This window comes from [Flexibacter] sp. ATCC 35103 (assembly GCF_001975985.1).
Classification (GTDB): Bacteria; Bacteroidota; Bacteroidia; order Flavobacteriales; family Flavobacteriaceae; genus Flavobacterium.
Map to the genome: position 1 here is coordinate 110,377 of NZ_MTQF01000006.1, position 13,027 is coordinate 123,403.

Genomic DNA, 13,027 nt, shown 5'->3' on the forward strand with positions numbered 1-13,027 from the left:
TTTAATCTTTCAAAGTTTAAAACTTTAAAAGATGTCCCACCAATTTTTATTCTGAAATTGCTTTTTTATCTAAATCTTTTCCTTTTTTAACTGTCGTTGTTACGTTGTTAAAGACATTGTTTTTCAGGAAAATATTCTTTGTTTCTTTTCCATCGGCTTCAATAAAAATATCAGTTGCATTAAATGGAAAATTATTATTAATCATCATATTCGAAACGTTCTCCAGCTTAATCACCGGAATTCCTTTTACCGGAGTTGAGGAACCTACATTATCTAAAATAATATTTTTAGAATCTGATATTTTAAAAGAAGAACCTATTGTGGCATTTACTTTTACATCATGAAATTCTACCTCTGTTGCTGTGTTTAAAGTAAAACCTTCTTTACCATCCATATTGATATTTGAGAAAGTTATGTTTTGAATTGGCATTTCTGTAATTCCTAAAATTTGTCCTGCTTTGTTAACATTCGAACCCGTAATATTACTCATATGAATATTTCTGAAAATAGGGGTTTTTTCAGTTACGGGTTCTACTTTGGTATCTTTATCATAAAAAAGACTCAATACAATTGCTTCTTCCTTAATATTTTTCATTACAATATTATCTATTCGAATATCTTCTACAACACCACCGCGTCCACGAGCTGCTTTTATACGGATTCCGCGATCTGTACCGTCAAAAACACAATTTGAAATCGTTACTTTTTTGATTCCGCCAGACATTTCACTTCCAATTACAACTCCGCCATGACCGCTTAACATTGTACAATTGGTAATCGTAACATTCTCTGTGGGTCTTGCATATTTACGGCCGTCTTCGTCCCTGCCGGATTTGATCGTAATACAATCATCACCAACACTAATATGACAATTCGAAATGTGAACATTTTTACACGAAGAAGGATTTATTCCGTCTGTATTTGGCGAATGCGGATTAAAAATGGTGACTCCTGTTACGGTTACATTATCACAAAATTCAGGATTTATGGTCCAAAATGGAGAGTTTTGGAATGTAACGCCTTCGATCAAAATATTTTTACAGCCGTATGCCTGAAAAAAAGAGGGCCTGAAAAACTTTTTATCAATCGTTCTTTTGTAATAATCAGAATAAACAATTCCCTGATTTTGTTCGTCCCACATTTTTTGATATTTCGTTAGGGCGATTGGTCCTTTTGCGGTTTCGATTCGGTATACTTCATTCCACCATGCTTTTCCTTGTCCGTCGATTACGCCTCTTCCTTTTATGGTAATATTCTCTGCATCTTTTGCATAAAATAATGGGGAGAAAGATTTCATTACCAATCCTTCATAACGCATTTCTACATAAGGCAAATAATCATCAAAATTGTCTGAAAATTTTAATAATGCGCCTGAATCTAAATGAATCGTAATATTACTTTTTAGTTTTAAAGCGCCTGTTAGATATTCTCCTGCAGGAAAAAAAATTGTTCCTCCACCATTTTTAGAAGCCTTTTCAATCGCATTCTGAATAGCTTCGGTGCATTTTATTCCTTTGTTGTTTCCGCCTTCGTTTAGGATATTCAACCAGCCATCGTTTGCAAAAGCGGTGTTGAATCCTGTGATGAAGCAGATTATGATTATTATTGATTTGATTTTCATTGTATTTTTTGTTTCACGCAGATCTGGCAGATTGCGCGGATTTTTTATTCTCTTTTTATGTCATTGCGAGGAACGAAGCAACCACATTTGCAATATCAATCTTTGTGGCTTGTTTTAGTGAGGTTGCTTCGTTCCTCGCAATGACATACTTTGTTGTTACTTCGATTTCAATATCAAAACCCAGTCATTTCCATCTTTTTTATCTCCTGAAGGCTGAAATTCCTGAACTCCTTTATTAGCAACAATGCCAATTTTTGTCTCTTTTCCGTTTCTTGGATTGTACCAGCTTGCGGCTACTTTGTCACCGGAAATTTTTGCCATGTTTACAGCAATTTTTCTACCTGTATAAGTGTAAATGAGCGCATAATTATTTGCTCTTGTTGCTATTAGATAATCGTATTTTTCGCCTTGATTTGCGATTAAAGATTGATCCGGAACTCGGTCTAAATAAGAAAAACTCAACATTAATTTTTTAAAGTAAACCATTTGTTTTGCTCCTGGTGCATGAATCGCATTTGTCCATAATTCCTTGTTTCCGTAAGCCGGTTTATCGCCTTTTCTGAACATTTGCATTACAGCATTATGTCCGTAAGTATATCCTGCAGCTCCTGCAAAAACCGACCAATATCCGTAACGTCTTACGTCGTTATATGTCCATTTTGGTTGTAAAGTATCGTGTAGTCCATGCGGAATTCCTTCGTATGATGGCTCTCCGTCAAGTGTTGGTTTTTTTGGTTTTAAAGTTAAATCTCTCTGAACGAATTTGTAATTGTCTTCTTTAAAAGAATTTTTCAATGTATCCTGATCGTATCTTCTGTGACCGGACTGAAACATATTAAAATCAAGCCAAGCAGCATTGTGATAATTCTCAGAAGAATCTGTTCTTCCAAAAGGGTGAAATGTTACTAATTGATCCGGATTATTTGTTTTCAAGGTACTTCCTATAGCATTCCAGATGTCCATGAATTCATTTCCGTGTGTATCTCCTCCGTTAAGCCAGATAATATTGGTTCTGTTTTTATATCGGTTTGCTAAAAACTTAGCATATTCTGTTGCTTGTTCTTTGCTTACTTTATTTCCTTTTGAAACATTTGTTCCCCAAACCGGAACCATTGCAACATAGATTCCGTTTTTCTGTGCCACATCCAAAGTATAATCAACGTGATCCCAATAATCGTATTCTTGCGGGTTCTTAAAATTATTTCCTGCTGTTATCAATGGTTTAGAAACATCTTCACTAATCAAAGCCATATCGCCATAAACATTGGTCACATTCAAGGTATGCAAAACCATGACCTGAACAACATTGAATCCTTTATCTTTTCTATCTTTAAAATATTTCTCTACTCCTGCTCTGTCTAATTTTCCAAATGTTAACCAACCTGTATCTCCTAGCCAGAAAAATGGTTTTTCATCTCCGGTTACGAAATAATGCTGGTTTTTTGAAACTTTAATTTTCGGCAAAGTGCCTTTTGTTTTTTCCGCAGATTGAGAATATCCGCTTTGCGCTGTTAGCAAAAAGCTTATACAAAGGGTGTATAGATATTTAATTTTCAGATTCATTTTGGTTTGGTTTTGAATTATGTTTTTTGTTTTATTTGCCACGAATTCACGAATTATTTTTTTATAATCTTTGTCTTTATTTCACGCAGATTTTGCAGATTTAATTCGTGAATTCGTGGCTATCAAACTTTTTATTTCTTGACTACAAAAAGTACTTTTTCTTTTATTTCAGATTGTGGAATTACTACTGTTTTTCCTCCTTTTATGTTTGCTTTTTTAGTAAAATTTCCTGTTGTGGCGTTGATTGCGTATACTTCAAAATCTCCTTTGAAATCAGAAAGATCAACTGAAATTTCTTTTTCATTTTTGATGTAGAAAAGATAACTTTTTCCGCTATTTTCTAATGTCCATATATTGTCTGAAAACGTATTTCCGGCAACTAATTTCATTTCGCTTAAAGCGGAATAAAATACAGGAAGTTCAATTTTTGGAATATTTGGCAAAGAAGCTCCCGCCATTAATACCGGCCAACAAAATCTTGAAGATCCGTCTGTTGAATATAAAATGACTTTTTCAGGATACTTTTCGCGATATTCCCTAACAGCACGATACACCTGATCGTCTGTTTCTTTTCCGGTTTTTAATTTTCTAGCGTGTTGTCTTGGTGCCAGATTTACTCCGCCTTGCGGTGCATATGCAGATCCATCTTCTTTATAATACCAATAACGAATATCAATTGCGTCTACTGTTTTAGCTCTTTGTGCATCATTTAAAATAGCATCCTGAACATCTTTTGTGGCGCTTAATCCAATGATTGCTTTTTTACCGGTTTCGTCTTTCCATTTTTGAACTTCATCTATCCAAAACTGCATAAAGTGAAGTGGTCCTGTATATTCGGCACTTGTTAACTGAATTACATTACTGTTTTCCTGAAAGTTTTCTAACGATTTACGGATAAATCCCTGATGTAATTTTCTTCTTGCCGGATTGGTCACATCATAAAACTGTTCTGCCATAAAAATACGTTTGTCACCTGCATATGGCGGTGGTTCCGGAAAACCTGTACTGTTTATATTATTTGCAGAACGCCACGGTGAACTCGCCCAATGTGCTCCGGCTTCGATAATATTATGCTGAAAATATTGTTGATTGACTAACAATTGTCCTTTGGTTTCTGCCAAATCAGCAAAAAGTGATAAGCGTTCCCAATACCAATCATTAAATTTTGTCAGATCATATTTACTCAGCTGATCCCAGGCAAATTCCTGACCGCTTCTTGCAAACGGCTGTTCGTAAAATGGCGGCCAGACATCGGCATCAAAACGGCGGACTCTTTCGTGATCGTCCATTCTTCTTTCGTACCATAATCCGTAATTATGTTCTAAAGCCACCATATTATTGGCATTCAAATAATCTGTGACTTCGCTGATATTATCTGTAAATCCGGTTCCTGTTCTTCCCGGAACAAATCTTGTAACATCTGGCAATGCTTTAGAAATATCACTATCTCTAAGACTTCCCCGCCACCACGGCACGCTTAATCTATTTCCGGCAATTACTTTATTATCATAAGTCAGCCAGCCATTTTTAGTGATTACTTTATTTTCTGAAACACTATTTTGTGTCGTATTTAATTTTAAATCATTGGCGTTTTTCAGACCTGAATTGTTCGTATCAATTGGATTTGATTTTGAAACTTCGGCAATCCATTCTAATAAACTTTTTTTTGGTTCATGTGAATTTTTGGTTAATTCCTGTGCCACTTCAACAGCTGGACTTGATGAAGGTTCTGAGCCTAAATCATAAATAAACGGTTTTACAGGAAGTTCTCCTAAACGAGTTTCTAACTGTGCATAAAACAAACTTCTCGGACTGATATGACCGTTGACATCTTTCCAATGTCCATCGCCAGCCATGATTCCGCCCCAAACTCCAAAAGCCCAGTTTTGCGCTGTTGGCGGACTATAACATTCTATTTTAGAAGCCGAAGTTTCCCAAATAACGCTATTTGCAGCCGTCCAGCCTGCGCCTCTTCCGTTTTGTTCTCTGTTATTATAACTTAAAGCGTGTCCGTCTACATACGAAACATCAAATAAAACTCCGGTTGCCCAACTGCCAATGGCGCCGCTATTATTAAAAGGTAAATAAGATTGGCATTGAATAAATGCATTTGGACCTGTTGTTCCAAATCCGCCTACTGCAAAATCGTGATAACCGTATTCTGAATAGCAACGCTGAAACAAGGTTTGCTGCCCTTCGGTATAAAAAGTATGTCGCCTAAAACCGGCGATTTCAGAAACTGGTTCTGTTGCGATACAATCTTCAACTGTAATTTGTTGTGCCGATTTTAATAACGCAACTGCTCCTCCGGCAAAATGTTTGAAATTAACTTGTTTGATCCATGCATTTTTTGTGTTTTCAATGCTAATTCCTAACCATCTGTGTTCTTCGTCTTTTGGTTTTGAAGTATCATAAGTTGATTTTAGCAGAATATTTTCAATTCCGATTTGCTCGATTCTTCCCGGCCAAGTATATGTTGTAACTTTTGCAGTTCCGTAAACGTCATCCAAAGTCATTGTTAATGGCGCATTTAGTGTTACTTCATTGCCATTAATTTTGGTTACGATTCTATTCCAGGTAATATCCCAATCATTTTTTTTCCAGCCAACCCAACCGGTTTCTGCACCAAAATCATCCATTTTTAACTCTTTAATCCAATTATCGGCTAAAAGTTTTGTAATGATAATTTCATCAAATGGTTTTAATTTTGAGACATTTTTTAACTGAATTGTTTTTGTTCCGAGTGGTGAATAAGTTGTATTGAATTCAAAAGTTTCGCCTAATTTTTTATCATCAATTCCTAAAACTCTAATGACAGCTTCTCTTTTTAATCCGGTTCCTAAAAGAATGGTTCCGGTTTCATTGTTTCCGCTTCCGCGTAAAACAACTCCTGATTTTTTAATGAATAATGTTCCGCTAATTTTAAAAGTTCCTTTGTCTAAAAGTACTGCACCTCGAAAACCTGATTTATTGGGTTTTAGATTACTAACATAATCAATCGCTGCCTGAATTTTTTGGGTTGCATCTTCTTCTTGTTTCGGAACAAAAATTTTATTCTCTACATTCGGAATCGCTTTTTCTGAAGCCATATATCCGGCATAAGAAAAGTCAGGAACCTGATTTCCTTTTGCGTCTGCTGTAAAAGAAAGTTTACCTTCTTTGGTTTTTACAATATCAGGAAATGAGTTTTGTGCTGTGATATTACTAATGCAAAAAAGCAAAGTAAAAGCAGACAAAATCATTTTATCTTTTTGAAGAGGAATTATATTTTTTAGTTGGGTAAAATTCATTTTACTTTTAGCTTTTTCAAATTTTAGAATATAGGAAATAGAGTAAAGAATATAGATCTTTCCAAAGCTAATCTATTTTTTTCTACTGTCTATTTTCTATATTCTTTATTCTATTCTCTAATTTTTACTGCAATAATCCCTTTGATAATTTCGATAATGTATCTGTATTATTTTCCGTTTTTGTCCAGTCTGTTTTAGATTTTGGATCTATACCGTTAAAATATTTTTCGATGTTGGTATATCCGTCTCCGTTTGAATCTTTATTGGCATCTGAAGCATCATTTGGATTTAATCCGAATTTTTTCTCCCAGGCATCCGGTATTCCGTCATTATCAGAATCTTTATAGGCTTTTCCTTTGTAAACAGGATAACCGCCAACCTGATCTGGATGGGTTATAATTCCTTTTTTATAGGAATCTGCGGGTAATCTTCTTTTAATGAATTCTTTGCCAATAGCATTTTCCAATCCGTCTTTAGTTTCAATTTTTCCGGTACGGACTTGTTTGATGATTCTTTCATCTACTGCATCTCTTTTTGGCAAAGTTGCGCCAACATTATTCAGTACAAATTCATACGCTTCTTCTGCTTTCATAATGGTGATATGTGGCATCGGGAATGCTTTCGGCTGTTTGATAAATTCTAAATACTCTTTAGTTTCAGCTTCTGATTGATCTTCTAATTGTACGCCACCATTCCAGTTATCTGCTGTAACTTCTGGTGAACCTACTATATAATTCCCGTCAACATAAGCTCTTCCATATGTTTTAGGTGTCATATATCCTGATTCAGGTTTTAAAATCCTGTATCGAATAGGCTGATCTGAAGGTGTGATTGGTCCGGGTTTAAAATAATTATTGATGATATTAAACATCGAACGATAATCTCCTCCGTCAAGGGAACGATTCCACCAATTGAAGATGACATTATTTACGAAATTAAAGTCGCCATACATCCCGATAGAAGCATTTCTGGAGATATTATCAGCCCATAGATTTCTCATGAAAGTACTGTTTAATCCGCCAATAGTACTACCAAAAGCGTGATTGTAAGTATCTAAACCTTCAGACGAAATCGTATTTTGAATGGTAATATTACAAGCAGGCAATTTCTCTAATTTTGATTTGTCATTGGCTTGAAACTGATGTCTGTATAAAGAGATATTTTCGTCTAATCCCCAGCTTACAGAGCAATGATCTACAATAATATTCCCAATTGGGTTTCCGCCCAGCGCATCATCTCTGCGGGTAACTTCTGTAGCACCTCTTCGAAAACGCATGTGCCTGATAATGACATCGTGTGTGTCGATTTCTAAAGTTTCTCCTGCAATACAAATTCCGTCACCAGGAGCTGTTTGTCCGGCAATGGTAACGTAAGGCGCACGCATGCTAATTCTCTTTTTTAGCTGAATAATTCCGGAAACATTAAACACAATTGTTCTTGCTCCAACGGCTTCACAAGCTTCACGAAAGGTACCTTTACCGCTGTCTTCTAAACTGGTAACTACAAATATTTTTCCGCCTCTTCCTCCCTGCGTAAATGCTCCTCCGCCTTCGGCACCGGGAAATGCAGGAATATCTGCCCAAACAAAATCTTTTGGATAAGATGCCCATGGTAAATAAGGTTTCCCAAGTTTTGCTTCGGCCTGAATAATACTATAATTGGAAGTCCAGATTTCGTTTAACCTTTTCTCTTCATCTGCCAATAATGCATCGGCTTTTTCCTGAAGTGGTTTTGGAATCTGAGGATATTGGGCATACACTGATGAAAAAACGGAACAGAATGAAAATGCAATTAATGTTCGTTTCAGAATGCTGTGTGTAGAATTATTTTGCATGAGGGTTGATATGTAAAGTTTTATGGTTTTCAGTCGCAGTCTCCGTATACATTGAAAACTGAGACTGCGACTGAAAACTCCCTAACAGATTTTTAAAACCCATTAGTCCTAAAATTAGAATTTATTCTTTCGTTTTATTCTTTTCTCTTTCTTCAAGGCGTTTATGCCAATCGGCACTTTCTTTGTTTAGATCGTAACCTTCTTTTGATAAATAATTATTGATTCTTCCTTTGTATTTTCCAAACCAACCGTGTTTCTCTTTAGATGATCCGCCATCCATAGCATGTTCTCTGGCTTCTACTAAGGCTTTATAAATATAATCTTTTTGTGCAGCGGTCAAATTAGGCAGCATGTCGTTGTAACCTGCAACCGTAATTGGCAAAACGCCGTAGGTCATTCCGTCTTTCACTTCGGTAATTTTATCTTCGGTGAGTTGTTTTCCCAACTTTTTAAGGTAGGCTTTATGCAGTTTATCAATAGATTGATCTGCTTTTGATTTTAGTTTATCGATGCTTTCGTTTTGCTTTTCTTTTGTTAAACCGGTGTCTTCTTTTATCTTTTTGATTTCGGCATCTCTCCCATCCTGAATTTCGCTTAGATCCCTAAATTGCTGTGCAACGATATCTATAACAGCTTTTTCTTTCTCGGGATTTTTCAATCCTAATTTATCGACAATTTTAGTCGCTCTTTCGTTAGTTACTTTGATATATTCCGGATCTAAATGCTGTTGTGCGATGCTGGTAAAAAATACCAAAAGCATTATCAAAACACTTATTTTTTTTATTGACTTCATTTTAATAAAATTATGAATTACAATGCTATTTTTTTTAAAATCTACCAGATCTACAAAACCTGTTTGCTAATTTTCTCTGACAGATTTAGTAGATTTGGTAGATTTTTTTTCTGAATTATTTCTAAACTATTCTTGTAAAGACTTAGTTAGGGTTTCGTGATTGTTATTTAGATCTTTCCAGTCTGTTTTTTGGTTTGGATCTGTACCGTTCAGGTATTCTTCGATATTAGAATATCCGTCATTATCTGAGTCGGTTTTAGCATCTGAAGGGTCATTTGGATTTAATCCGTGTTTTTTCTCCCATTTATCCGGCATTCCATCTTTGTCTGTGTCTACATAAGGTTTTCCTTTGTATTCTGGATATCCGCCAACTTGAGAAATATCTGTAATAATTCCTTGTTTATAAGAATCCATAGGTAAACGTCTGTGTTCGAATTGGTAAAATGTTTTTTTCTCTAATCCTTTTGCATATTCAGGAACTCCGGTTTTAACGGTTCTTACGATTCTTTCGTCTACTTTATCTCTGATTGGTAAAGTGGCTCCTACGTTTTTAAGTACAAAATCATACGATTCCTCTGCAGTCATGAATTTATTAAACCAAGGCATTGGAAATGGTCTGTCGCTTTTCATTTTGGCAAAATAATCCTTGGCATCGTCATATGTCATTAGCTCCCCTTTTTTATTCTCTATCTGAATTCCGCCATCCCAATTGTCTTTCGTTACTTTATCATTATTGTTTACCACATTTCCGTTTACGTAAGCTCGTCCAAAAACCATATAAGGCAATTTGCTTCTTCCTGATTCCGGTTTTAAGATTCTGTAACTTATAGGCTGTGTTAAATCTGTAACGGGTCCTGGTTTATAAAAATTATTGATAATGTTGTAGTTGGCGGTATAATCACCACCATCTGTTGATCTGTTGTACCAGTTAAAAACGACATTATTCACAAAATTGAAAATTCCGTTCCATCCAATCGAAGGATTTCTACCGGCATTATTAGCCCACATATTTCTAACAAAAGCACAATTTTCTCCTCCTAAAGTACTCCCGAATGCGTGGTTGTATGTATCTAAAGCTTCCCCAAATAAACTGTTTTGAATGGTGATATTTACGGTTGGTTTTTTCTCATCCGGATATCCTGCTCCAGGGCTGTACATATGTCTGTAAATAGACATGTTTTCATCTAATCCCCAAGTTGCAGAAACGTGGTCGATCATGATATTTCCAACAGGATTTCCTCCAATAGCGTCATCACGACGGCCTACGAAAGTTTCTCCACGACGAAAACGCATATGTCTGATAATTACATCGTGAGTATCAATCCATACGGATTCTCCTGCAATACAAATCCCGTCTCCCGGAGCTGTTTGTCCGGCAATGGTAATGTAAGGTGCACGAATAATTAGCGGACTTTTTATTCTGATAATTCCGGCAACATTAAATACTATTATTCTGGCTCCTCCTTTTTCGCAGGCTTCACGTAAAGTTCCCGGTCCTCTGTCTTCCAGACTTGTAACTGTGTAAACGTTTCCGCCACGTCCTCCGTAAGTAAACATTCCTCCACCCTCAGCTCCTGGAAATGCAGGAATTTCTGCCTGAGGTAAATCATTTGGTCTTGATGCCCACGGAATATATGGTTTACCATGTCTGGCTTCTTCTTCTATAATTACAAGTGCTTTTTCCCAAGCTTCGTCAGAAAGTCTTGAAGCTTCTTCTTTAATTGCCTTTTCTTGTGCCTGAACTTCAGCACTTAGCTTTGGATATTGAGCGAAACACTCGAAATTTCCCACGACAACCAGAAATAGAATAAATAATACGGAATTTTTCATGTTAATTTTTAATTATGGTAATTCTTTTTAAACAAATCACCTGTATTTTTAGAAATACAGGTGATCGTTTTTTATGTTTTAATAAATCATTTAGTGGCCAAAACTATTCTTGGTAATTAAAAGTTCCGATACCTCCAGTAGTATCACTCCAACCGATAGTTTGCAATAACCATGGATTAGAAGTTAAAGCAGTTGTATTAAGACCACTTATATAATAATTAGGATTGAATTTAATTTTAACAGCTGCTCCACTAACGTTATCCATAGGTGTAACTAAATTTGCACGTACAAAGTTATTGTTATAAAATGTCGCTAAAGTTGTTAATTGGGTTTGAAAATTAGCTGCATCCGGATCAACAACAATACTTGCGCGCAAAGTGGCCAAAGGATCAGCAGATGTTGCTGTTGTTTTGAATTGCAAATAATTCCCTGTTCGTTGTGTACCATTAATAGGTGCTAAACCTAATTTACTTACAGTACCGGCATTAACTCCCGGAAGACCTTCATTATCATAAAGCATCCAACGCTGTACATCCCAAAAACGTTTCCCTTCATAAGCAAGCTCAACTCTACGCTCATATAATACGGCTTCAATAGCAGCATATTTGTCCCCTAATGTACCAATTCCGTAATTATTTGCAGACGGAATTCCAACACGAGCTCTAATTTTTCCTAGATAAGCTAAAGTATTTCCTGTTTGTCCCAAAGCTGCATAACATTCAGCAATATTCAATAGCAATTCTGCATAACGGTATTCCATAATATCCGTTGGCGAATAAGCATAATTTACTGTATTAGTAGCTGTGGTATTGGTCATTTTTCTAACAAATGCAGGACTTGTCGATGTGGTATTAAGATCATTGAAATAAGCTTTACCGGTGTTATCCAGCCAACGATAAGACCAAAGAACTGCGTTTGCATTCTCTTTATATCCCCATTTTTCACCAGAGAAAGCAAATGTTCTGTAAAATCTTGGATCACGATTAAGAAAGAAAGTAAAATCATTATAACCATTAGCTGCAGTAGGTCTCTTGCCATCTGCCAGTGGGAATAAATCAATCATTTCTTTAGGAGCCGAAACTCCTCCTGTTCCTCCCTGGCTTGGTAAACGTATTGATTTTTCCCAGTTATTGTTTACGTTAAAAGTTATGTCAGCATTTGCATTTCCTAAAAGCTGAACGGTTATTGCTTCTCTACATTTAAGATTGTCAATCAAAAACATAGCTTCCCAATCTTTAATATTACCTCCGTATAATCCGTACCCATTTTGTGTTAGTTGATTTTCTGCTGCCAGTCCAGCATCTAAAGCAGCTTGCCAACGTTCATTTGAACCATCCCAGTTTTTATTAAATAAAGGACTTGCATAGGTCAACAATACTCGGGATTTTTGAGCCAAAGCTGCCCCTTTTGTAAAACGTCCATAATTTGCAGAATTCCAATCTCCCGGCAATAAGCTGGCAGCCATGTCTAAATCTTTTATTATTTGCGCCACTACCTCAGATACTTTTGCTCTTGGGAGTTTAATACTTTCATCATCAACAGATGGATTTTGAACTGTTGTAACAATAGGAACACCACCATAAGTACGCATTAAATCAAAATATTGTATAGCACGCATATAATACATTTGCCCTTTTGCCTGATCACGGAATGTCTTATCTAAAGCAGCTCCTTTTACATCAATATCTTCCAGTAAATTATTACATTCTCTAATTCTGGTATAGGCATTATTAACAATACCGGCACCAATCTTTGCACCAAAATAGTCTTTAGCAACATCCGGAGTATTAAGTGTTTTACTTGGATTTGTATAATCCTGAACTCCTCCTATTTCTTCAGTCAATTTGGTATTTGCATCTGTATAAACTCCAATCACACTTGATGTTGGTGATTTAAAAGATGCAAAAAACTCAAAATACTGATTATCCACATACGCTTGTACACGTTCCTGACTTTGATAAAAGGAATCATCATACTGCCCGATAGGCTTTACATCTTCCAGAAAATTGTCGCTGCAAGAAACACCTAAAACAAGCACAAATGCTAAAGTTATATATATATTAAATTTTGTTTTCATAATTGACATCGAATTTAAA

Annotated in this window: 7 protein-coding genes; all 7 read right to left on the bottom strand. The window is 35.9% G+C overall.

Going from position 1 to position 13,027, the window contains the following annotated elements:
• Positions 1-46: 46 nt before the first annotated feature.
• Positions 47-1,621, bottom strand: coding sequence for a glycoside hydrolase family 28 protein (locus BXU01_RS13875; RefSeq protein WP_083693757.1), 1,575 nt, complete (start codon positions 1,619-1,621; stop codon positions 47-49).
• A gap of 156 nt (positions 1,622-1,777) precedes the next feature.
• Complete coding sequence (locus BXU01_RS13880) at positions 1,778-3,184, bottom strand: glycoside hydrolase family 140 protein (protein ID WP_083693973.1); 1,407 nt, start codon at positions 3,182-3,184, stop codon at positions 1,778-1,780.
• Between the two features lie 131 nt (positions 3,185-3,315).
• Positions 3,316-6,474: a DUF6298 domain-containing protein gene (locus BXU01_RS13885; protein ID WP_255373770.1), complete on the bottom strand. Its 3,159-nt coding sequence runs from the start codon at positions 6,472-6,474 to the stop codon at positions 3,316-3,318.
• 124 nt (positions 6,475-6,598) lie between these two features.
• A complete protein-coding gene (locus BXU01_RS13890) occupies positions 6,599-8,308 on the bottom strand; it encodes a polysaccharide lyase (protein WP_083693759.1) in 1,710 nt (569 codons plus the stop codon).
• A gap of 121 nt (positions 8,309-8,429) precedes the next feature.
• Positions 8,430-9,101 (bottom strand): DUF3826 domain-containing protein, encoded by a 672-nt coding sequence (locus tag BXU01_RS13895; RefSeq protein ID WP_083693760.1) that lies wholly within the window; start codon positions 9,099-9,101, stop codon positions 8,430-8,432.
• A gap of 126 nt (positions 9,102-9,227) precedes the next feature.
• A complete protein-coding gene (locus BXU01_RS13900; RefSeq protein WP_083693761.1) occupies positions 9,228-10,931 on the bottom strand; it encodes a polysaccharide lyase in 1,704 nt (567 codons plus the stop codon).
• A 103-nt stretch (positions 10,932-11,034) separates the two neighbouring features.
• Positions 11,035-13,008: a RagB/SusD family nutrient uptake outer membrane protein gene (locus BXU01_RS13905; protein ID WP_083693974.1), complete on the bottom strand. Its 1,974-nt coding sequence runs from the start codon at positions 13,006-13,008 to the stop codon at positions 11,035-11,037.
• Between the last annotated feature and the right edge of the window lie 19 nt (positions 13,009-13,027).

What these genes read in the sequence shown, in the direction of transcription:
- BXU01_RS13905 (WP_083693974.1), bottom strand. Translation starts at nt 13,008, where the DNA reads ATGAAAACAAAATTTAATATATATATAACTTTAGCATTTGTGCTTGTT.
- BXU01_RS13880 (WP_083693973.1), bottom strand. Translation starts at nt 3,184, where the DNA reads ATGAATCTGAAAATTAAATATCTATACACCCTTTGTATAAGCTTTTTG.
- BXU01_RS13890 (WP_083693759.1), bottom strand. Translation starts at nt 8,308, where the DNA reads ATGCAAAATAATTCTACACACAGCATTCTGAAACGAACATTAATTGCA.
- BXU01_RS13875 (WP_083693757.1), bottom strand. Translation starts at nt 1,621, where the DNA reads ATGAAAATCAAATCAATAATAATCATAATCTGCTTCATCACAGGATTC.
- BXU01_RS13885 (WP_255373770.1), bottom strand. Translation starts at nt 6,474, where the DNA reads ATGAATTTTACCCAACTAAAAAATATAATTCCTCTTCAAAAAGATAAA.
- BXU01_RS13900 (WP_083693761.1), bottom strand. Translation starts at nt 10,931, where the DNA reads ATGAAAAATTCCGTATTATTTATTCTATTTCTGGTTGTCGTGGGAAAT.
- BXU01_RS13895 (WP_083693760.1), bottom strand. Translation starts at nt 9,101, where the DNA reads ATGAAGTCAATAAAAAAAATAAGTGTTTTGATAATGCTTTTGGTATTT.